At 36.5% G+C, this 24,920-nt stretch carries 12 protein-coding genes; 10 read left to right on the top strand and 2 right to left on the bottom strand.

What is annotated here, in order from left to right; genetic code table 11:
* The first annotated feature begins 29 nt into the window (after window positions 1-29).
* Window positions 30-2,480: a primosomal protein N' gene (gene priA, locus P2W75_RS10895; protein WP_276380505.1), complete on the top strand. Its 2,451-nt coding sequence runs from the start codon at window positions 30-32 to the stop codon at window positions 2,478-2,480.
* On the opposite strand, the gene P2W75_RS10890 is transcribed toward priA, so the two are convergent.
* Entirely contained in the window at window positions 2,481-3,179 is a 699-nt protein-coding gene (locus tag P2W75_RS10890; protein WP_026729423.1) for a LytTR family DNA-binding domain-containing protein, read from the bottom strand.
* A gap of 176 nt (window positions 3,180-3,355) precedes the next feature.
* Between P2W75_RS10890 and rpsF the strand changes: the two genes are divergently transcribed.
* The 9 genes from rpsF (at window position 3,356) to P2W75_RS10845 (ending at window position 24,009) form a co-directional block, all read left to right on the top strand.
* Window positions 3,356-3,697, top strand: coding sequence for a 30S ribosomal protein S6 (gene rpsF, locus P2W75_RS10885; protein ID WP_026729424.1), 342 nt, complete (start codon window positions 3,356-3,358; stop codon window positions 3,695-3,697).
* Between the two features lie 5 nt (window positions 3,698-3,702).
* Complete coding sequence (rpsR, locus tag P2W75_RS10880) at window positions 3,703-3,999, top strand: 30S ribosomal protein S18 (RefSeq protein WP_002987043.1); 297 nt, start codon at window positions 3,703-3,705, stop codon at window positions 3,997-3,999.
* Window positions 4,000-4,064: 65 nt separating this feature from the next.
* Window positions 4,065-4,505, top strand: coding sequence for a 50S ribosomal protein L9 (gene rplI, locus P2W75_RS10875; protein WP_135220367.1), 441 nt, complete (start codon window positions 4,065-4,067; stop codon window positions 4,503-4,505).
* A 127-nt stretch (window positions 4,506-4,632) separates the two neighbouring features.
* Complete coding sequence (locus P2W75_RS10870; protein WP_207296711.1) at window positions 4,633-5,106, top strand: DUF6495 family protein; 474 nt, start codon at window positions 4,633-4,635, stop codon at window positions 5,104-5,106.
* Window positions 5,107-6,268: 1,162 nt separating this feature from the next.
* Entirely contained in the window at window positions 6,269-18,148 is an 11,880-nt protein-coding gene (locus P2W75_RS10865) for a gliding motility-associated C-terminal domain-containing protein (RefSeq protein ID WP_276380471.1), read from the top strand.
* A gap of 45 nt (window positions 18,149-18,193) precedes the next feature.
* Complete coding sequence (locus P2W75_RS10860) at window positions 18,194-19,126, top strand: type IX secretion system membrane protein PorP/SprF (protein WP_207296709.1); 933 nt, start codon at window positions 18,194-18,196, stop codon at window positions 19,124-19,126.
* A gap of 11 nt (window positions 19,127-19,137) precedes the next feature.
* Window positions 19,138-21,075, top strand: a complete 1,938-nt coding sequence (locus P2W75_RS10855) for an OmpA family protein (RefSeq protein ID WP_276380470.1) — start codon at window positions 19,138-19,140, stop codon at window positions 21,073-21,075.
* 245 nt (window positions 21,076-21,320) lie between these two features.
* Window positions 21,321-23,327 carry an NAD-dependent DNA ligase LigA gene (gene ligA, locus P2W75_RS10850; protein WP_207296707.1) on the top strand — a complete coding sequence of 669 codons (2,007 nt, stop codon included), beginning with the start codon at window positions 21,321-21,323 and terminating at the stop codon, window positions 23,325-23,327.
* Window positions 23,314-24,009 (top strand): lysoplasmalogenase family protein, encoded by a 696-nt coding sequence (locus tag P2W75_RS10845; protein WP_207296706.1) that lies wholly within the window; start codon window positions 23,314-23,316, stop codon window positions 24,007-24,009. The genes ligA and P2W75_RS10845 overlap by 14 nt, the downstream gene beginning before the upstream one ends.
* Here P2W75_RS10845 and P2W75_RS10840 read toward each other — a convergent pair.
* Window positions 23,999-24,916 (bottom strand): bifunctional UDP-sugar hydrolase/5'-nucleotidase, encoded by a 918-nt coding sequence (locus P2W75_RS10840; protein ID WP_207296705.1) that lies wholly within the window; start codon window positions 24,914-24,916, stop codon window positions 23,999-24,001. The genes P2W75_RS10845 and P2W75_RS10840 overlap by 11 nt on opposite strands.
* Window positions 24,917-24,920: the final 4 nt, after the last annotated feature.

Here is a 24,920-nt window from a genome sequence, read left to right as displayed (position 1 = left end):
ATTTTTGCCTGTTCATATACCACCATTTGATGCATTTTATTGAAGTCATTTTACCGCTTTCGTTAGCTAAAACATTTACATACCGTGTTTCTGAAGCTGAATTTCATTTCATAAAGAAAGGAATGCGCGTTGTAGTGCCTTTTGGTAAAAGTAAAATGTATACAGCATTGGTATTGGACATTCATCAAAATGCGCCTACATTATATGATGCTAAAGAAATTCATCAGATTATTGATGAAAAACCAATAGCAACTGCAGAGCAAATTAAACATTGGCTTTGGATCGCCAATTATTATATGTGCAGTATTGGTGATGTCTATCGTGGTGCTTTTCCAACAGGTTTATTGCTGGAAAGCGAAACTATTGTCACAACAAAACCCGATACTCTTGTAAATGATTCTGAACTTTCCGATGATGAATTTTTAATTTATGAAGCCCTGCAGCATCAGAGTTCTTTGAGAGTTCAGGATATTGTTTCGATTCTGAATAAAAAGAATATCTTTCCAATTCTTCAAAAAATGATATCTAAAGATATTATTGTTTTGGAAGAAGAAATAAAAGAGACATACAAGCCTAAATTAGTGCGTTACGTGAAATTGCATGCTAAGTATGAATCTGATACTGGTTTACAGGAACTGCTTGAGGTTTTAAAAAGTGCTAATAAGCAAAAGGAAATTGTTCTAACGTATTTTCAGCTTAGCGCTTCTGAAAAGAAACCAATTACTGTAAAGAATCTAACTGAAGCTTCAAATGCGACTCCGGCAACTATAAAAGCTTTAATTGAAAAAGAAATTTTCGAAGAGTATTTTTTACAGCACGACAGGGTTACTTTTAATGGAGAAAAATCAGAAAAAGAACTCCAATTAAGCGATGCTCAAGAAAATGCGTTTAAGGCGATAAAAAACAGTTTTACCGAAAAAGAAGTTTGCCTGCTTCATGGTGTAACTTCGAGTGGAAAAACCGAAATCTATATAAAATTAATTGAAGAATATCTGCAGACAGGAAGACAGGTTTTGTATCTGCTTCCTGAAATTGCACTTACTACACAATTGGTTTCACGTCTGCGTCTTCATTTTGGTGATAAAGTAGCCGTTTTTCATTCGAAATACAGTAATAACGAAAGAGTTGAGGTTTGGAAACAGACACTCGAAAATTCTGAAAAAGCTCAAATTGTAATAGGAGCGAGGTCGGCTTTATTTCTGCCGTTTAAAGATCTGGGATTGTTAATTGTAGATGAAGAACATGAGCAGACTTTTAAACAAACCGATCCAGCGCCAAGATACCATGCAAGAGATGCAGCGATAGTTTTGGCAAATTACCATAATGCCAAAGTTTTATTAGGTTCTGCAACACCAAGTATCGAAACTTATTTTAATACCCAGACTGATAAATACGGTTTGGTAACACTTTCAGAACGTTATAAAAATGTTCGTATGCCTGAAATTGTTTTGGTTGATTTAAAAGATAAACACTTCAGAAAAAGAATGACAGGGCATTTTAGTGATCTATTAATAGAAGAAATTGCCGAAGCATTGTCATTAGGTGAGCAGGTGATACTGTTTCAAAACAGGAGAGGATATTCTCCTATTATAGAATGTCTTACTTGCGGGCACGTCCCTCATTGCCAGCAATGTGATGTGAGTTTGACATATCATAAATTTAAAAACCAGCTTCGTTGTCATTATTGTGGATATTCTATTGCAAAACCAACAAATTGTCATAGTTGTTCCAGTATCGATTTAACGACAAAAGGTTTTGGTACAGAGCAGATAGAGCAGGAGCTTGCTGTGCTTTTTCCTAAGGCGAAAACTGCTCGTATGGATCAAGATACAACGCGAGGTAAATTTGGTTTTGAAAAGATTATCGATACTTTTAAAAACAGAGAAATTGATATTTTGGTCGGCACACAAATGCTGGCAAAAGGTCTTGATTTTGATAATGTAAGTCTGGTCGGAATTATGAATGCAGATAATATGCTGCATCACCCTGATTTTAGAGCTTTTGAACGCAGTTTTCAGATGATGACACAAGTGGCGGGAAGAGCTGGAAGATCAGAAAAACAAGGGAAAGTAGTTATTCAAACCTACAATCCAAACCACAACACAATCCAGCAGGTTACAAACCATAATTATATAGGTATGTACAAGGAACAGTTGTATGATAGACAGATTTATAGATATCCACCTTATTTTAGGATTATAAAACTGACCTTAAAACATCGTGATTATGAGAAATTAAAAGAAGGATCGATGTGGCTGTATCAGGTTTTAAGCCAGAACTTAGGAATGCCGGTTTTAGGACCTGAAGAACCTGCAATAAGCAGAATACGAAATGAATATATAAGGACTATCTTAATTAAGATTCCGCAGAACCTGCATTTAGGTAATACTAAAAAAACTATTCAGAAAATGCTGAATAGTTTTGAGGCTGTAGCTCAATACAGAGCTGTAAAAGTGGTTGTAAACGTCGATTTTTATTAATTAAGACGACGTTGACAATGCTTTTACTAAATCTTCTTTTTTGTTTCGGCTAAGCGGAATTTTGGTAATTCCGATTTCGGCAAATTTGCTGTTAAAGCGTTCTACTTTATCGATATTAATAATATAGGATTTATGAACACGAATGAATTTGTCTTTCGATAAATCATTTTCAAATGATTTCATGGTCGAAAGCACCAAATTACTATCATCTTCTGTAACCACTCTTACGTAATCCCCAAAAGCTTCGATCCATTTGATTTTTGCTGTAAAGATTTTCAGTTTTTTAAGGTTACTTTTAATGAAAATATGTTCGCCTTCTTCTTCTTTTACTTCTTTTTTAAGAAGGTGCATATCAATAGCTCTTTTTACGGAAGCATTAAAACGATCGACCGCAATTGGTTTTTGCAGGTAATCAGTGGCATCATAGTCGAAAGCTTTTAAAGCATATTCGGCTTTAGAAGTAATGAATATAATTTGCGGTTTTGATTTTAAACCATCAAGGAAGTCAAAACCGTTAATAACAGGCATTTCTATATCAAGAAATATTAAATCGATATTATTTAATGAGATACAACTTTTTGCTTCTATTGCATTAGAAAAGTCCCCGATTAAGTGCAAACCTGGGTGATTATTAACTAATTTTGCAATAATTGTCCTCTGTATAGAACTATCATCTACAACAACACAGTTTAGTTTCATAACATTTAAAATTATATAAATTCAGGATAGCAGTAGTAAATGTATTGTTTTTTTATAGAAAAAACTAAAATCGACGGCGATTTTTTGTTTTTAAACGAATAAAAGGAGAAATGTGTTGGATATATAAATTAAATGATTACTTTTGCACCCAATTTTAACAAATAAATTTTTTATTTATGAATCATTATGAAACTGTTTTCATTTTAAATCCCGTTTTATCTGAGGTTCAGGTGAAGGAAACAGTAACGAAATTTGAAGAATTTCTTACTAGTAGAGGAGCTGAAATGGTATCGAAAGAGGATTGGGGTCTTAAAAAAATGGCTTACGAAATCCAAAACAAAAAAAGTGGTTTTTACCATTTATTCGAATTCAAAGTAGCTGGAGAAGTTCTTGTAGCTTTTGAAACTGAATTCAGACGTGATGAAAGAGTTATGCGTTTCTTAACTGTAAGTTTAGATAAACATGCTATTTCATGGGCTGAGAGAAGAAGAGCAAAATTAAAATCTACTAAAGCGTAATTATTATGTCTACAATCGAACAATCTGCAAAAGGGAAAAAAGACGGAGATATCAGATATTTAACGCCTTTAAACATTGAAACTAACAAAACTAAAAAGTATTGCCGTTTCAAAAAATCAGGAATCAAATACATCGATTATAAAGATGCTGATTTCTTATTGAAATTCGTTAATGAGCAAGGAAAAATTCTTCCTCGTCGTTTAACTGGAACTTCATTAAAATACCAAAGAAAAGTTTCTGTAGCTGTAAAAAGAGCTCGTCACTTAGCTTTAATGCCATACGTGGCCGATTTATTAAAATAATTAAAAACTCTAGTCGCTGGTTTCTGTTATGCAGAACCTAACTTCTAAAATTTAAGGACAACAACATGGAACTTATTTTAAAACAAGACGTACAAAACTTAGGATTTAAAGATGATGTAGTATCTGTAAAACCAGGTTACGGACGTAACTTTTTAATTCCTCAAGGATTCGCTACTTTAGCAACTCCTTCTGCTAAAAAAGTTTTAGCTGAAAACCTAAAACAAAGAGCACACAAAGAAGCTAAAATTGTTGCTGATGCTAAAGCATTAGCTGAAACTTTAAAAGCTCTTGAAATTAAACTTACTGCAAAAGCTGGTGGAGAGAAACTTTTTGGTTCTATCACTAACATCGATATCGCTGAAGCTTTAGAGAAATCTGGAAATGCTATCGATAGAAAATTCATCACTAGCGGTGTTGTAAAACGTATTGGAAAATACAATGCTACAGTTCGTTTACACAGAGATGTAATCGTTGAATTACCATACGAAATTGTTGCTGAAAAGTAATAGTTTTAAAATCTATATTAAAATCCCGATGCAAATCGGGATTTTTTTTTGATGTCATTGCACAAAGCAATCTAGTCTTTTAAATTTTAATAAATAGGAACAAGATAAATTCGGTCCTCACAATGATATGAAGTACGCAAGATTAACAAAAGAACAGTTTGATGAACTGCATAATGAATTTGCTAGTTTTTTAGCAACACAGGCAATTGATAAAGCAGAATGGGATTTGCTAAAAGTAAATAAACCGGAAGTTGCAGAGCAGGAATTAGATATTTTTTCTGATTTAATATGGGAAGGTGTTTTAGGAAGAGCTGAGTTTTTGGAGCATTTTTCAAAAAATCATATTTTTTTATTTCAATGTTTTGATACTTATGTCCAATCTATAGTGCTAAAGTCATTAGTTCCTGAAACCGACTTTTTAACGAAAGAAGGTTTGCAGTGGCTGAGCGATAATATGTTTACAGAAAATATCGAAATGAAAGTGGGTAAAAAGGTATTTACTGAAGAAAGAAATGTTTCTATTTTTGAACTTATTAAGCAAGGCGCTTTTTTAAGTGACGGACAATTATTCACTCAAATAAATACAATTTTAGAATCTTAAGTATAAAATTGTAGCTTAAGTAATACAGTAAAAAGATAAACGACTGGTGTTAAGTTGTTTATCTTTTTTTGTGTTTTTAACTTTTGTTTATAGTTATTTCTTTTTTAAAGCCCGTATTTCTACTCGTTTTTTTATTTTTATTCAAAATTTTAAGATTTTGGTTTAAAATGAATTCTATTTTCATTTTATTCTTACAAAACTGTTAAAAATCAATCGTTATAGCTCTTTTTATTGTAGTATTTTACTTTCAAAAATTAATTTTAACATAAAAAAACTAAAATTTTAGTAATTTTTTTACGTTTTATTTTCCTGCTTAAAATTACTGTTTTTTCTTATATTTACTGGGGTTCTGGATTGTTTGAGATTTTTATAAATGAAAAAATATAGGAAAATTACACTTGTTTTATTTTTTTGTTTTTTTTAATTTTAGAATAGAAAAGTTAAACAAAGTTTTCCGCCCAATAAACAGATTTGTTTTTAACTATTACTAAAAATAAAATATACGCATTCATTATAATTAAATCGGATTTTAAATAATAACTTAAAAACGCCTGCTTATGGAACTGAAAGTTACTTTTTTTATCAAGTTTGCAATAGTTCTTCATATTATTCTAGCTTTATTTTTTATTATTTTGAAGAAAGCGAGATTTCTTCTTCCTTTTGATTTTCCTTCAATAATGATTAGCTTTTTTGAAAAGTTATCCATTTTTAAATTTCAGCCTCAAAAGTCTTATATACGATACTGTTGATGTTGCTGAATTATCAGGTTTACATTCTGCCTGACAAAAATTCAAGTAATATTTAATTCATGATGTTTTTTATAACAGATGAAATTTTAGAAGAGTAATCAACTTTTAAAATGGGTAAGCCTTAAATATTATTTTCGACATATAAACCCTCCAGACTTTAAATTTTCTTTTATGAAAATTAACCCAAATCATTCCTCTAGGAAAATTGATGTAGATCAGTATTCCTAAAACTGAATTGTTTTTCATTTAATCAGGATGAAAGCAGTTCGTCAATATGCGCGGCATATTGGACAACTTTATATAGTTGTTTTTAAAGTGTAACTAAATTGTTTTTTAATGTTTTTTTTAATTGTGTAAGCATATATGCTTATTGCAAGAGGTATTTTATTGTCCATTTTCTAATCTTCCAAATTATGAAAAAAAATTTTACTTTTTGTAGTCTCAGCTTTCAGAAGAGATTATTAGGACTATTATTTTTATTTCTGCTATGCAACAATGCATTTTCACAAACACTCTGCCGACCAGTGTCGCAGACTAATAGTGAAGGTGGATTATTGTGTGTGGGATTAAATGTTGATAGTCCAGCCAACGCTTATGATAGTGCTGGCTTGACGACCTTTGCAACTCTAACAAACGCTGTTGGAGTAGGTTGTTTCGTAGAAGAAACAATGACCTTAAATCAAACAGCAAGGGCAGGAGATCAAATTGCCATTTATTTTGGTACCGGAAACGGTTTGCTTGATCTTGGATTATTATCCAATGTATCATTGCAGGGCAAATTTTCGGGTACAAATGTAGGTTCAAGTGTGCCTTTAAATAGTCCGCTGCTGAATCTTAACCTATTAAATGGAAATACAATTGCGGTGGCAAAATTTCCTGTAACAGGCGACACGAATCAAATTCAGATTCAAGTTGGAGGACTTGTAAGTCTTTTAGTAAGCTTAAGAGTTTACGATGTTCGTTTAGAGTTTGCACAGCCAACAGTAACAAATGGTTTAACTCAAACGGTCTGTTCAGGAAATACAATAAGCCTGACTGCAACACCAGCTGCAGGAACTACTCTTGCATGGTATAGCTCAGCAACGTCTACTACAGCGTTAGCAACTGGAAATAATTTTACAACTCCAGCGTTAACTGCTTCTACTACTTATTATATTGGAATTACCAGACAAGCAGGTTGTGAAGGAAATGTCAGAGTACCTGTTGTTTTAAATGTTTCAAATCCTATTGCACCGGCCATTAATACTACAGGAACCAATATATGTTCTACAGGTGCGACACAATCGACTACGTTGTCTGTTTTAAATCCTGTTCAAGGAACTACTTATTCATGGTATGCTGGACCCACAGGAGGAACAGCTTTGGCTTCAGGAAATACATATTCACCAACGGTTTCTTTAGGAACTACTAGTTTTTATGTTGAAGCTTCAATAGGAAGTTGTATCAGTCCTACGCGTACACAGGTGAATGTTGTTTCTACTGCTGTACCTGCTGCACCAACTGTTTTAACACAAAGTGTTACTATTCAATCTGGTCAGAATGCAACCTTAAGTGCTGCAACTTCTGAAGCAGGAGTGCAGCTTAATTGGTATGATGTAGCTACAGGAGGTACAGCATTGGCTGTCAATACGACAACCTATACAACACCTATATTAACCGCTACAAAAACCTATTATGTTGAAGCGCAAAGTTCTAATGGAAATTGTGTTAGTGCAGCGAGAGTTCCAGTAACGGTAACTGTTCAGCCTGCATTTGCTGGAAGTTGTTTAGAAGCAAGCAGTCAGCAGACTGCTCAAAACGGATTGTGTGTATTGTGTAGTTCTACTAATCCTAATAATTCAGTAGATGCTAATGCAGCTACAGCAGCGAGATTAACAGTTCCAGTTGGATTAATCAACGGATGGATTCAACAGACATTACAATTTATCAATCCGGGAAAAGCCGGAGACATTGTTGATGTTGATCTTGAATTACCAGGCGGATTAGCGGATTTATCTTTGTTAGGAGCTGTAAGTTTAGCAACTTACAATGGAGCAACTTACAACAATGATCGTGTTTCTATTAATAATCCGTTAGTAACATTGCAGTTATTGTCGGGAAACCGTTTTAAAGCAAGTGTTGTGGCAGGAGCAAATTTTGATCGTGTGGAAATACGATTGGGAGGATTAGCGACCGTATTAACAACTGTAGATATTTATCAAGCAACTTATAGATTTAAAGCACCAGCAATTACAGGTGATACTACTATTTGCAGTGGACAATCTACTACTTTAACCGCAGCTCTTGCAGTTGGAGAAACCGTTAATTGGTATAGTGCAGCTACGGGAGGAAGTTCATTAGCTTCTACTGCTTCATTTACTACGCCAGCATTAACAGTTCCGACAACGTATTACGTTGAAGTTACAAGAAATGGCTGTGTTAATAGTGAAAGAAATCCAGTGCAAATCTTGATAGATAATCCTATAGCGCCAACCGTTACTACATCGCCAACAACAATTTGCAGCGGCCAGACGGCAACTTTAACCGTTCAGGCCCCGATTGCAGGAACTACTTATAATTGGTATGATGCTGCAACAGGAGGAACTTTGTTATTTACAGGAACTTCATTTACTACTCCAGCTTTAATTGCCAATACAAATTATTATGTTGAAGCTGTCATAGGAACTTGTGCCGCACCAACTCGTACTACAGTTAGTTTAACGGTTAATCCATTACCAGCGGTACCAACTTTTGCATCTTCAAATGTAATTATTCAGTCTGGGCAAAGTGCTACATTGGCAGTTTCAAATCCAGTTGCTGGAGTTACATACAATTGGTATAGTGCAGCTACTGGTGGTACACTTTTAGCCTCAAATACAACAACGTACACTACACCAATATTAACCAGTAATCAAACGTATTATGTAGAAGCAGTGACTACTGCGACTGGTTGTACAAATTTAACAAGAGGAGCTGTAACGGTAACAGTAATCGCGAGTGCAAGCACTTGTTTACAAGCTAGTTCACAAATAACATCGACAGATGGATTATTATGTGCTCTTTGTACAGATACTGATCCAAATAATTCTGTTGATGGTGATATCAATACATATGCACAACTTACTGTGCCAATTGGTGTAGGAGGATATATTCAACAGCAATTAATTTTTACCAACCCAGGTCAGACAGGAGATATTATTGATGTTGAGTTGGAGGTTCCAGGTGGGCTTCTTGATATTAGTGCTTTATCTAATATTTCGCTTGCAACTTACAACGGAGTAACTTATAATAATGACAGAACAGCAATAAATAATAATTTATTGAATATTCAATTATTATCAGGAAATAAATTTAAAGCCAGTTTTACTGCTACAGCACCATTTGACCGTGTAGAAGTAAGATTGGGAGGTGTCGCTACTCTATTAAGTAATTTATATATTTATCAGGCAGCCTATAGATTCCCAAATGCTGTAATAACAGGAGCTGCAGCGCCAATTTGTGCAGGACAAACAGCTTCGTTAACAGCAGCTGCTTCAGGAACAGAAACGTTTACTTGGTACGATGAGCCAGTAGGAGGAAGTATTGTAGCTGTAAATCCAACAGCGCCATTAACTGCTTCTACAACTTATTATTTACAAGGAACTCGTGCTGGATGTGAGAATAGTTTACGTCAAGCAGTTACGGTTACTGTATTGCCAATTCCAACAGACTCTGATATTTTAATTTCAACTCCAGTCGAAGCTACTTGTGCGGGTACAGCAGTATTAGCACCCTCATCTAGCATTGCAGGAGTTACATTTAAATATTATACAGATCAGGCTAAAACACAGGAAATTATTACAGGAACGGTAGTTGCAGGTCAGCCGGGAGTAACATTTAACAAAGATGTTACAACTGGAGCGCTAACTATAAATGGTTTAAGTTCTACAGGAACACCTTATAATTATTATATTTCGGCTTTAAATGGTGGAACTTGCGAAAATGTAAACGGTACTTTAAAACAAGTAACAGTTAATTTTCCATCTACAACTGTTTTAACCGTAAATTCAACTTTAGCAGGTTGTGGAAGTGCTAATCTAGTAAATGCAATCACTAATTATGACGCCAATACAACTTATACATTTTTTGATGCTTCAAACAATGTAATAACCGCTGATGCTGCTGCTAATATCACAACTAGTGGAGTTTATTCGATTCAGGCACAAAGCAATACTGCAACTTGTCCTTCTGTTCAGCAGTCGGTTACAGTTACGATTAATGCACTGCCAAATTTAGTGGTAACGAATCCTACAGAATCTGTAAGTGTAGGTTCTAATGTTACTTTATCTGCAGTTTCAACAGCAGCGATTTCATGGTTCGATCCGCAGGGTAATCCTATTGCTGGACCTCCATTTACAACAGGGGTTTTAAATACACCTGGAGTTTATACGTATACTGTGGTAGCAAATGACGGAATCTGTTCTACTACGACCACTAAAGTAATCAATGTAATTGATCCTAACAGCTGTCAATCTTTAACAGAAAGAGTATATGCAAACGCACAAACATCTGGTTCGATTGTTACTGGAACTGTTACAGATGGTGCAAATGCAGTTGATGGTGATCCACAAACGTATTCCACTATTACAACTGGTGTTGGACTTTTAGGAGTTGGTACTACTTGGCAGAATTTAACTTGGCCATCAACTATTGCAAAAGGAACTCCTGTAACCATTAAATTAGGTTCAGAATACAGTTTATTAGCTGTTGGGCAAAATTTATCAGTAATTGGAACAATAGGCGGAGTTGATATTGGAACCTTACAGTCGGTTTCAGGTTCATTATTGAATTTAGTTTCAGGAGACAATACGTATGAATTTACTTTTGTTCCTTCTAATGCCTCAGGACCGCAAGATTATGATGGAATCCGAATTCAATCTGCTTCAATTGCAAGTGTTGCTCAAAACACAAAAGTATTTGATGCTCATTATAACAGATCAGTTCCAACTGTAACTTGTACTCCGGGTGATATTCAGGATATTTTTTATGGAGCTACAGATTTAGGACTTCCTGTTGGAGCAGTTACTGCTGCAGTAGGAGTTAGCGATGCTTGGAATATCGCAGATAATGATATTACTACATTTGCCACAATGTATAGTGGCGCTGGAGTTTTAGCAGCTTCTGATTTAACAGTTCAATTTAAAACGCCATCTGTAGTAACAGATACTTTAAGAATTGTAATTTCTAAACCAGCAACACTTTTAGATGTAAATTTACTAACAGGATTCAGCATTCAACGTTATTTAGGTAATGTAGCTGTTGGGGCGCCTATTCAAAATACCAGTACCTTATTAAGTTTAAGATTATTGCCGGGTAATACAATGGCAATGGTTCTTGTTTCTTCTCCTTCAGAATCATACGACAGAGTAAGAATTCGTTTTGGAGGAGTAGCAGGCGTATTAGAATATTTAAGAGTTCATACTGTAGAAAGAGTTGCTAATACAGCCATTATAGGCGGTGATCCTAACAATAAAATTACGGTTTGTCCGGGAACAGATGTCACCTTACAGATACCAGAAGAAGCTTGTTCAACCTACCTCTGGTACGATGCACCAACTGGCGGTAATGTTGTTGCTACGGGAATTACATATACAGTTCCAGCAACTTTAACAACCGGAGTCTATAAATATTATATTCAGCCGGTACGTTACGGTTGTGAAACTTATGCAAGAGGAGAAGTAACAATAGAAGTAAAAGCTTCAGCTCCTCAAAATGCCTTAAATAATATTACTTTAAACGGAGGAACAAATACATCAATTTGTTCGCCTTCTGGAACTGTAACATTAGCTACAGGTTTAAGCGGAACTCCAGTTTTGACCAATCCAGTTTACCAATGGTATAACTTTAACGGAACAACAAGCCAATTAATTCCAGGAGAAACAACATCTCAATTAGTCGTAAACGGATTACTTCCGGGAACTTATACTTATTATGTGGGAGTAACCTCAGATGAATTTTGTACCACTGCAGAAGCAGATCGAAAACAAATTACATTTACCATCCTGCCACCTTCAACCGTAAATGATATTTTAGTTGATGATTTAACAGTTTGTCACAGTGTTCCAGCTTCGCTAACACCAACAGCGCCAACATTGACGAATCCTGTTTTTACATGGTATTTAGATGCTAATAGAACACAACCAATAACAAACGGTTCAGTAATAAGTGGTGTAACTTATACAATAGATGCAGCTGGAGTTTTAACTGCAGTGGGATTAACAAAAGCAGTAAGTCCAATAACCTATTATGTAGCTGTTTCTAGTTTAAATACCTGCGAAAATCTTGCAGGAACTTTGCAAGATGCAGTAATTATAATAAGCGATCCAAATACACCAACGACTACAGATGCTACACAGGACTTTTGTTTGATCAATGCTCCAACAGTGGCGAGTATTCAAGTAAATGAATCAAATATAGTTTGGTATAATGCACCAACAGCAGGAACTGCTTATGCATCAACAGATGTTTTAACAAGCGGCATCTATTATGCAGCAGCAGTAGATGGCGTTACTGGTTGTGAAAGCAGTGTTCGTTTAGCAGTGACAGTTACTGTGAGTGATCCAGGGACACCAAACACTACCGATACAACACAAGATTTCTGTTTGGTAAATGCGCCAACTGTGGCTAATATCCAAGTAAATGCTCCTGCTACGGGTTCAATTGTTTGGTATAGTGCAGCTACTGGAGGAACAGCATTAGCTTCCACTACTGCATTAGCAACAGGAAATTACTACGCTTCTATTTTAGATCCAGCTACAAACTGCGAGAGTGCAGTAAGATTGCTGGTTGCCGTAACAGTAAATGATCCAGGCACACCAACCACTACAGATACAACACAGGAATTCTGTTTAGAAGATGCGCCAACAGTTGCGAGTATTCAGGTTAATGCACCAGCAACAGGTTCAATTGTTTGGTATAGCGCAGCAACAGGAGGAACTCCGATCGCTTCAACCACAGCATTAGCATCAGGAAATTACTACGCTTCTATTTTAGATCCAGCTACAAACTGCGAGAGTGCAGTAAGATTACTGGTTGCCGTAACAGTAAATGATCCAGGCACACCAACAACAGCAGATGCTTCACAGGAATTCTGTTTAGCCAATGCGCCAACAGTTGCCGATATTCAGGTAAATATTCCTGCTACAGGTTCAATTGTTTGGTATAGTGCAGCTACAGGAGGAACAGCATTAGCTTCCACTACTGCATTAGCTACAGGAAATTATTATGCTTCTATTTTAGATCCAGCTACAAACTGTGAAAGTGCAGCAAGATTACTGGTTGCCGTAACAGTAAATGATCCGGGTACACCGACACTAGTAACAGCAGGTACGCAGAATTTCTGTTTAGTAAATGCGCCGACTTTTGCCAGTGTCCAGTTTAACGAATCAAATATTGTCTGGTATACAGCCTTGACAGGCGGAACCGCAATTGCTCCAGCAACAGCTTTAACAAGCGGAACATACTTTGCAGCGATCAGCGATCCAGCAACAGGATGTGAAAGCGCCGTGAGATTATCAGTAACGATCAGCGTAAACGATCCGGGCACACCGACATTAGTAACCGCAGGCACACAAAACTTCTGTTTAGCGAATGCGCCGACTTTTGCGAGCGTGCAGTTTAATGAATCAAATATTGTCTGGTACACAGCCCTAACAGGGGGAACAGCAATCGCTTCATCTACAGCTCTTACAAGCGGAACATACTTTGCAGCGATCAGCGATCCGGCAACAGGATGCGAAAGCGCCGTGAGATTATCAGTAACGATCAACGTAAATGATCCGGGCACACCAACATTAGTAACCGCAGGCACACAGAATTTCTGTTTAGCGAATGCACCGACTTTTGCCAGTGTCCAGTTTAACGAAACAAATATTGTCTGGTACACAGCCTTAACAGGCGGAACAGCAATAGCTCCGACCACAGCTTTGACAAGCGGAACATACTTTGCAGCGATCAGCGATCCGGCAACAGGATGTGAAAGCGCCGTGAGATTATCGGTAACGATCAATGTAAACGATCCGGGCACACCGACATTAGTAACTGCAGGAACTCAGAACTTCTGTTTAGCGAATGCACCGACTTTTGCGAGCGTCCAGTTTAATGAAACAAATATTGTCTGGTATACCGCTTTAACAGGCGGAACCGCAATCGCTCCAGCAACACCTTTGACAAGCGGAACATACTTTGCAGCGATCAGCGATCCGGCAACAGGATGTGAAAGCGCTGTGAGATTATCGGTAACGATCAACGTAAGCGATCCGGGCACACCAACCACTACAGATACAACACAGGAATTCTGTTTAGAAGATGCTCCAACAATTGCGAGTATTCAGGTAAACACTCCTGCTTCAGGTTCAATTGTTTGGTATAGCGCAGCAACAGGAGGAACTCCAATTGCTTCAACCACAGCATTAGCAACAGGAAATTACTACGCTTCTATTTTAGATCCAGCAACAAACTGCGAGAGTGCAGTAAGATTACTGGTATCAGTAGCAGTAAATGATCCAGGCACACCAACAACAGCAGATGCTTCACAGGAATTTTGTTTAGCCAATGCGCCAACAGTTGCGAGTATTCAAGTTAATGCACCAGCAACAGGTTCAATTGTTTGGTATAGCGCAGCAACAGGAGGAACAGCATTAGCTTCCACTACTGCATTAGCAACAGGAAACTACTATGCTTCTATTTTAGATCCAGCAACAAACTGTGAAAGTTCAGTAAGATTACTGGTTGCCGTAACAGTAAATGATCCAGGCACACCGACATTAGTAAACTCAGGCACACAGAATTTCTGTTTAGTGAATGCACCGACTTTTGCGAGTGTCCAGTTTAACGAATCAAATATTGTCTGGTACACAGCCTTGACAGGAGGAACTGCAATCGCTTCAACTACAGCTCTTACAAGCGGAACATACTTTGCAGCGATCAGCGATCCGGCAACAGGATGCGAAAGCGCCGTGAGATTATCAGTAACGATCAATGTAAGTGATCCGGGCACACCGACATTAGTAACCGCAGGCACACAGAATTTCTGTTTAGCGAATGCACCGACTTTTGCAAGCGTCCAGTTTAACGAATCAAATATTGTCTGGTACACAGCCCTAACAGGCGGAACAGCAATCGCTTCAACTACTGCGCTTACAAGCGGAACGTATTTCGCAGCGATCAGCGATCCGGCAACAGGATGCGAAAGCGCCGTGAGATTATCAGTAACAATCAACGTAAGCGATCCGGGCACACCGACATTAGTAACCGCAGGCACACAGAATTTCTGTTTAGCGAATGCACCGACTTTTGCGAGCGTGCAGTTTAATGAATCAAATATTGTCTGGTATACCGCTTTAACAGGCGGAACCGCAATCGCTTCAACTACTGCGCTTACAAGCGGAACATACTTTGCAGCGATCAGCGATCCGGCAACAGGATGTGAAAGCGCCGTGAGATTATCAGTAACGATCAGCGTAAGCGATCCGGGCACACCGACATTAGTAACCGCAGGTACACAGAATTTCTGTTTAGCGAATGCACCGACTTTTGCGAGCGTGCAGTTTAACGAATCAAATATTGTCTGGTACACAGCCTTAACAGGAGGAACCGCAATTGCTCCAGCAACAGCTTTAACAAGCGGAACATACTTTGCGGCGATCAGCGATCCGGCAACAGGATGTGAAAGCGCTGTGAGATTATCGGTAACGATAAATGTAAGCGATCCGGGCACACCGACATTAGTAACCGCAGGCACACAAAACTTCTGTTTAGCAAATGCGCCGACTTTTGCGAGCGTCCAGTTTAATGAAACAAATATTGTCTGGTACACAGCTTTAACAGGCGGAACCGCAATCGCTCCAGCAACAGCTTTGACAAGCGGAACATACTTTGCAGCGATCAGCGATCCGGCAACAGGATGTGAAAGCGCCGTGAGATTATCAGTAACGATCAATGTAAGCGATCCGGGCACACCGACATTAGTAACCGCAGGCACACAAAACTTCTGTTTAGTGAATGCGCCGACTTTTGCGAGCGTCCAGTTTAATGAAGCAAATATTGTCTGGTACACAGCTTTAACAGGCGGAACCGCAATTGCTCCAGCAACAGCTTTGATAAGCGGAACATACTTTGCGGCGATCAGCGATCCGGCAACAGGATGTGAAAGCGCTGTGAGATTATCGGTAACAATTAACGTAAGTGATCCGGGCACACCGACATTAGTAACCGCAGGCACACAGAATTTCTGTTTAGTGAATGCACCGACTTTTGCCAGTGTCCAGTTTAATGAAACAAATATTGTCTGGTACACAGCCTTAACAGGCGGAACAGCAATCGCTTCATCTACAGCTCTTACAAGCGGAACGTATTTCGCAGCGATCAGCGATCCGGCAACAGGATGTGAAAGTGCTGCAAGATTATCAGTAACAGTGAATGTTAGCAATCCTGCAACGCCAACAACAAATGCTGCAGCACAAACGTTTTGTTCAGGAACAGCGCCTACAGTTGCCAGCATCCAAGTGAATGAAGCAAATGTAGTGTGGTACACTGCTCCAACTGGTGGAACAGCATTGGCATCTACAACAGCATTAGCAACTGGAAATTATTACGGAGCTATAAAAGATCCTGTAACAGGATGTGAAAGTAATGTAAGATTACTTATAGCAGTTACCGTTGGAAATACAATTAATCCAACAACTAACAATGCATCTCAAACTTTCTGTTCAACAACAAATCCAACAATAGCAAGTATTCAAGTAAATGAAAGCAACATAACTTGGTTTAGCACTCCAACAGGCGGAACAGCAATTGCGCCAACAACGGCCTTAACTAGTGGAACTTATTATGGAAGCATTATAGATCCTGTTTCAGGCTGCGAAAGCACAACTCGTTTACAAGTTGTTGTTACAGTAACAGATCCAAGTGCGACACCAACAACAACAGATACCACTCAGGATTTTTGTTCTACAGCTAATCCAACAATTGCAAATATTCAGGTAAATGAAGCTAATGTAATCTGGTACAGCACTCCAACAGGAGGAACAGCAATTCCAGCTTCAACAGCATTAACAACAGGAACCTATTATGGTGCTGTGGCAAGCAATACAAATTGTGAGAATCCAGTACGATTAGCAGTTGCAGTAAGCGTAAATACTCCGGGAGTAATTACAACACCAAATGCAAATCAGACATTCTGTCTATCAGTATTGCCAACTCTTGCTAATATTCTTGTAAATGAACCAAATGTAGTATGGTATGCAGCTGCAACCGGTGGAACTCCACTTGCAGCCAATACACCACTTACAGCAACTACTTACTATGCGGCAGCGCTTAGTAATACTACAAATGGTTGCGAAAGTGCAGCAAGACTTGCCATTACCATTACATTCGAAAACGATGCTTTAGTACAGCTTACCACAACAGACGATACACCATGTGTATTCCAAGGGGTAACTTATTCTATAGCTAATGGTAAATCAAATTATGTTTGGTCTGTTACAAACGGAACCATTACTTCAGGAGGCGGAAGCAACGACGGATCTGCAACAATTTCATGGTCAGATGTTGGTCCGGGTAGAGTTGAGGTAACTTACACAAATAATTGTGATGAGACTACTACTAAATTCCTGAATGTTACAGTGGCTACTTGTTCTGATTTGACTATCACAAATGTAGTTGATAATCCAACTCCAAACTTTGGCGACCGTGTTACCTTTACAGTTACGGTAAACAATGTTGGAGAAGGAGGTTTCATAAACACAATTGTGAGTGATTTACTGCCAAGCGGTTATAACCTAATAAGTGCAAGTACATCAATAGGAACTTACGATCAATCAACTCAGCTTTGGACAATCCCAACATTAAATGCAGGACAAAGTGTAACACTTACAATAGTTGCAGAAGTACTGCCAAGCGGAAATTATCAAAATGTTGCTACTATCGAAATCTCAACACCTTTAGATCTAGATACAACAAATAACTCTGCTATGGCTTCTGTAGAACCAATTTGTTTGACAGTTTACAATGAGTTTACGCCAAATAATGATGGAGCCAACGATTTATTCAGAATAGATTGTATCGAATCATATCCTAATAATGAATTGAAAGTTTTTAATAGATATGGTGCACTGGTGTACAGCAAAGTACATTATGAAAACGATTGGGACGGAACTGCAAATGTATCCGGAGTAGTTAATAGAGGAGACATGCTGCCAACAGGTACTTATTTTTATGTGATTACCATTGGAGATGGAACGGTTAAAAAAGGATGGTTATCTATCATGAGATAAACATTCTGTTAATCATCTAATTAATTAAATTAAATAAGTATCGTTATGAAACTATATATAAAACCATTAGAAACGTATTTCATTCTAATATGTTCTTTTATCACAATTTGTGTCAGTGCACAACAAGATCCTCAATATACACAGTATATGTATAACACAATGGCGGTAAATCCGGCTTATGCCGGGTCTACCGGCACATTGGAAGCGACTCTTTTACATCGTTCACAATGGGTAGGAATCTCAGGAGCGCCTGAAACACAATCATTTTCAATTCACGGGCCTCTTACCAATGAAAAAATTGGTTTAGGATTAAGTGTTGTAAATGATAAAATAGGTCCGTCAAACGAACTATATCTTGATGGAAATTTCTCGTACTCACTACCACTGGGATATGAAAAACGATTAGCATTTGGTTTGAAAGCTGGAATGCGTATGTTAAACATAGACTGGTCTAAAGGGAGATATTACAACAGTAATGATGTTTTACTGAATCAGAATATCGACAATCAGATGAAAATGGCAATTGGAGCGGGTGTTTATTACTATACCGAAAAATGGTATTTAGGTTTCTCAATTCCAAGTTTTATCCGAAATGATTATTATGATGATGTTCAGGAATCAATAGACTTTGATCGTCTGCATTATTATTTAATGGGAGGTTATGTTTTTGATTTGAACCCAAATTTGAAGTTCAAACCAGCATTTTTAGTAAAAGCAGTAAGTGGTGCACCGCTCACTGCTGATGTATCGGCGAATTTTATGATTGCTGAAAAATTTGTTATTGGAGGATCATACAGAACAGATGATTCGATAAGTATCTTAGCAGGTTTTCAAATATCGCAAAGTTTTTATCTAGGTTATGCTTTCGATTATACAGTTAGCCAATTAAATAAGTACAATGACGGTACTCACGAATTCATTTTACGTTATTCGTTAAACAAAGGCGCTAACAAAATCAAATCTCCTCGATTCTTCTAAAAATTGTAAGTATGAAAAAAATATATATCCTGAGTTTAGTCTTGAGCATTACGTTTAGTTTTGCTCAAAAGACTAATTTAAAGCAAGCCGATGCGTTGTTTAGAAACTATTCCTACACTGATGCTTCAAAAGCCTACGAGGAATGTTTACAGCATATCAAAAATCCATCGGCTCAAACATTAAAAAATGCGGCAGACTCGTATTATTTTATTTCCGATGCACGAAATGCACTTAAATGGTATAGAAAATTATACGAAGTACAAGGAAATAACTTGACAGACATTTACTATCTGCGTTACATTCAAACCATGAAAGCAGTAATGGATTATGATGAAGCTGATAGAGTGACCAAGGAATATCTCAATAAAAAAGGAGATCAAAAAGAGATCAACCGTTATGTAGCTCAGAAAAAGCAATTGGATAGTCTTGAGAAAGCCAGACCTTTGTATCAGATTAAAAATCTGGATATAAACACCAGCAAATCTGATTTTGGAACCACTTTTTATAAAGAACAGATTGTATTTACTTCTGCAAGAGATACGACGAAATTCAGTGAGAAATTGTACACTTGGAACAATCAGCCTTTCTTGAATTTGTATTTGTCTGAAAGAAATCCGGCTGATGGTAGTTTATTTAATGAAAGTTTGTTTCTGCCAAATGTAATGAGCAAATATCATGAAGCAACGGCTACTTTTGACCCTAGCGGAAAAACCATGTACTACACCACTAATATTGTCAAGAAAAACAAATTGGTTGTAGATGGAAACAAAATAAATAACTTCCAGATTATAAAAGGATCAATCGTTGATAACAAACTTGAAAATCCACAAGGTGTTTTCTTTAATAGTGAAGACTATTCAGTAGGACATCCATGTTTGAGCGATGATGGACAATGGCTTTTCTTCGCATCAGATATGCCGGGCGGTTATGGGGAAACCGACTTGTATGTTGTTAAAATTGCTGATGATGGTACAATGAGTTCGCCTTTAAATCTGGGAGCTACTATTAATACAATTGGGAATGATCTTTTTCCATTTTTTAAAAATGGAATGCTCTATTTCTCTTCAGATGGACATTACGGACTTGGAGATTTAGATGTGTATGAAAGTAAATTTCTGCCTGACGGAACTTTTTCTACACCTCGTAATTTAGGTGCTCCAATAAATAGTAACAAAGATGATTTTGCATACATAGTAGATAAATCAGATAGTTATGGTTATGTTTCATCTAACCGAGCAGGAGGAAAGGGCGATGATGATATTTATTCCTTTGTAAAAGGGAAACCTGTTTGTAACCAAAATATATCTGGTATAGCCGTTGACAGAAAAACAAAACTTCCGTTGGCTGATGTAACCGTTATGGCGTACAATTCTTTTAAAGAAGTATTGGGCGAAACTAAAACTAATTATGAAGGAAAATATGCCATTACAGTTCCGTGTAATAAAATGGTAAACATGATCGCTGCCAAACCCAATTACAGCAGCGACGAAAAATCAGTGCAAACGACAAAAGAAAATGAAGGTGAAATTCCAAACATTAATTTCGAACTCAGCAACTATGATGACTTAGTGGTCAAAAAAAGAGGTGTAGAAATGGTAGATGTCCAGCCTATTTATTTTGATTATGACAAATATGATATTACACCAAAAGCTGTAGAAGAATTGACCAAAGTGGTCTTCATTATGCAGAAATTTCCAAACATCAGAATTAAGATAGAATCGCACACCGATTCTCGTGGAAAAGATGCTTACAATTTAAAACTTTCAGATAACAGAGCTAAATCAACCAGAGATTATATTCTTTCTCAAGGAATTGATGCCTCAAGAATTGAAAGTGCAATTGGTTATGGCGAAACCCGCCTGATCAACAAATGCAAAAATGGAGTGAAATGTACCGAAGAAGAACATTTATTAAACAGACGCTCTGACTTTATCATTATTCAAAAATAGTACTATATTTGCATGCTAATAATTTGATTATCAACATGAAAATATAGAACGTAGAAACCATTTGGAAGTTGGTTTTTTTAAATTCTTTTTTAAGAATAATGGACAAGGAGAAAATCAGGCAGCATGCATTTGCTGTCTGATTTTTGATTTTTACAAAACTTTGGGTTATTAATATTTTTTCAATAAAAATACCCTAATTTTGAGATTCATTATTTTAACAGCAATATCTATTATTTTAATATTTTATGAATATTCAAGAAACCATTCAGGCATTACGAGACGAACTTAACCAGCATAATTACAACTACTATGTTTTAGACAATGCCACCATTTCTGATTACGATTTTGATATTAAACTGAAAGAACTTCAGGATTTAGAAAACAAACATCCAGAATTTTTTGATGAAGATTCGCCAACGCAACGTGTAGGTGGAGCTGTTACCAAGAATTTTAAAACTATTGCACATCAGTACAGAATGTACTCTCTTGATAATTCCTATTCAAAAGAAGATTTACTCGAATGGGAAAACAGAATTCAGCGTGTTTTAGGAAATGTTAATCTACAATATACCTGCGAGTTAAAATACGACGGCGCTTCAATCAGTATTTCATATGAAAATGGAAAACTGGTTCAGGCAGTAACGCGTGGTGACGGATTTCAAGGAGATGAGGTAACCAATAATATCAAAACCATTAAATCAGTTCCGTTGCGATTAAAAGGAGATTATCCTGAAAAATTCGATATTCGCGGCGAAATTATTCTGCCTTATGCCGGATTCGAAAAAATGAATCAGGAATTGATCGAAATTGGCGAAACACCTTATTCAAATCCAAGGAATACAGCATCTGGAAGTCTTAAATTACAAGACAGTGCTGAAGTTGCCAAACGTCCGTTAGAATGTTTATTGTACACCGTAGCAGGAAACAATCTATCATTTGCCACACAATTTGAAGGTTTAGAAGCAGCGCGCAGATGGGGGTTTAAAGTACCTGCCGAAGCAAAACTGGCTAATAATATGCAGGAAGTTTTCGATTTTATTGATTACTGGGATGTTCATCGCCATAAATTACCTTATGAAACCGATGGTGTTGTGATAAAAGTTAATAACATTCATTCACAGCAAGAATTAGGATATACTGCAAAATCACCTCGATGGGCAATTGCTTATAAATTCAAATCAGAACAAGTTTCAACTGTTTTAAAATCAATTTCATATCAAGTTGGACGTACAGGAGCAATCACACCTGTTGCCAATTTAGAACCTGTTCAGCTTGCGGGAACTATTGTAAAAAGAGCTTCGCTTCACAACGCAGATCAAATTCAAAAATTAGACATCCGATTAAACGATACCGTTTTTGTTGAAAAAGGAGGAGAAATCATTCCGAAAATTATTGCTGTAGATTTAGAAAAACGTCCTGAGAATTCCGAAGTAACGCAATACATCACTCATTGTCCAGAATGTCAGACTGAATTAGTTCGAAACGCTGGAGAAGCCAATCACTATTGTCCTAACTTTTACGGTTGTCCTCCGCAGATTATTGGAAGAATCCAGCATTATATTTCAAGAAAAGCAATGGATATTGAAGGACTTGGAGGCGAAACCGTAGCGCTTCTTTTTAAAAACAATTTAGTCCACAATTATGCTGATTTATACGAACTGAAAGTTTCAGATATTCTCCATTTGGAAAGAATGGCACAAAAATCAGCTGAAAATCTGGTAAACGGTGTTGAAAAATCTAAAGAAATTCCGTTTGAAAGCGTATTATTTGCTTTAGGAATCCGTTATGTAGGAGAAACTGTTGCTAAAAAATTAGCTAAACATTATAAAAATATCGACGCCTTAAGCCAGGCCTCTTTAATGGATTTAATTCTTGTTGATGAAATTGGAGAAAGAATCGCGAGAAGCGTTATCGAGTTTTTTGAAAATGAAGAAAATAAAATCATCATCGAAAGGCTTAAAAACTATGGAGTTCAATTTGAAATCGTAGAAAAAGTAAATCCAAATGCAACCGAAAAATTTGTGGGTAAAACCTTTGTGGTTTCTGGTGTTTTTGCACAATTTTCGAGAGACGAACTCAAAAAAGCTATTGAAGACAACGGAGGTAAAGTAGGAAGTTCAATTTCTGCCAAAACTGATTTTGTCGTGGCTGGAGATAATATGGGACCTGCAAAACTTGAAAAAGCAACTAAACTAAATATTCCTATTCTGTCTGAAGAAGAATTTATAACTAAACTAAATGAAAGCGAATAAACCGTCGTTGATTTTATTTTTTTTAGCGCTGGTGTTGACAATTATTTTTGATTGGACAGAACAAGATTTTCTTGCTACCTATTCTAAAGCAATTGTCCTGCCATCGATATTTATTTATTTTTTAATCAGCAGGCAATTTAAAATAAGAAAAATTGAAGGTCTAATTTTTTTATTTTGTTTTATAGGGAATGTTTTTGATTTAATGGATGTCGAAATTTCAGAAATTGGCGGTGTCATCTGTTTTCTGATCGTGTATTTGTTACTATTCAGACTTTTTATTACAGAACATCAAAAAATAAAACTCAAAAAGAAAGATATTCTTCCCGTATCAATTGTCATAATATTTATTGTATATCTGTTGATTTCAGTTTTGGCAATGAAACTTGATAATCTAGATAACTATAATTTTATATATGTCATTTACGGAATAGTTTTAAGCGTAATAAGCTACTTTTCGTTTGTAAGTTACATAACGAAAGGAACGTTTATTACGCTTTTAATGTCTCTTATGATGATGAGTTACATCTTGTCTGATATATTCTATATCTTCAACCAATACTTTTCCTATTCCGTTGTGTTAGTATTAATACAAGACATTACACAAATCTTAGCTTATTATTTCATGGTAGAATATTTCCTTGAAAAAGCAAAGAGAAAAAAGAAAAGAATAGTTATACAATAATAGATCTAGCCTGATTAGTGTGAGCTTTATTGCTGTCAAAATAAAAATCAATTCGTCCTAAATTTATTCCATAACAGCCAACTTGGTTTACCAGTACATTTTCTCCGGCTTTGTTTTTTACAATTGTAGGTTTGTCCAGAAAGGTATGCGTATGCCCGCCAATAATCAAATCAATATCTTGGGTCAGTTCGGCAAACTTTAAATCAGAAATTTTAGAAGCATCGTCTTTGTATTTATAACCTAAATGAGAAAGACAAATTACCAAATCACATTTTTCCTCTTTCTTTAATAAACGAGTCATGTCTTGTGCGATTTCGACAGGATTATTATAAACCGTTTCTTTGTATAATTGTTTGTCTACCAATCCCTGAAGTTCGATTCCTACACCAAAAACTCCAACCTTAATACCGTTTTTATTGAAAATTTTATAAGGCTTTACAAGACCATTCATAACCGTGTTTTTGAAATCATAATTAGAACAAATGAATTCAAAAGTCGCATGCGGCATTTGAGCATATAAACCGTCAAGTCCGTTGTCAAAATCATGATTTCCTATAGTTGAAGCATCATATTTCATCATGCTCATCAATTTAAATTCAAGTTCACCTCCGTAATAATTAAAATAAGGAGTACCTTGAAAAATATCTCCGGCATCTAATAAAAGTACGTTTGGATTTTCCTGACGGATAGTTTCAATAAGAGCTGCTCTTCGAGAAACACCTCCCATATTTGGGTTACGAGGATCATCAGCAGGAAACGGATCGATATGACTGTGAACATCGTTTGTGTGAAGAATCGTTAAATGTTTAATTTCGTTATCGTTACTTTCAAAACTGCTCAATGATAAACCTAAGCTTAATAAAGCGGTACTTGCAGCAGTTTTTTCGATAAATTCTCTTCTTTTCATTTGG

Source organism: Flavobacterium sp. H4147, from assembly GCF_029360735.1.
GTDB lineage: Bacteria > Bacteroidota > Bacteroidia > Flavobacteriales > Flavobacteriaceae > Flavobacterium > Flavobacterium endoglycinae.
Note: the sequence above shows the minus strand (reverse complement) of the source record. Positions and strands in the feature narration are given on the sequence as shown.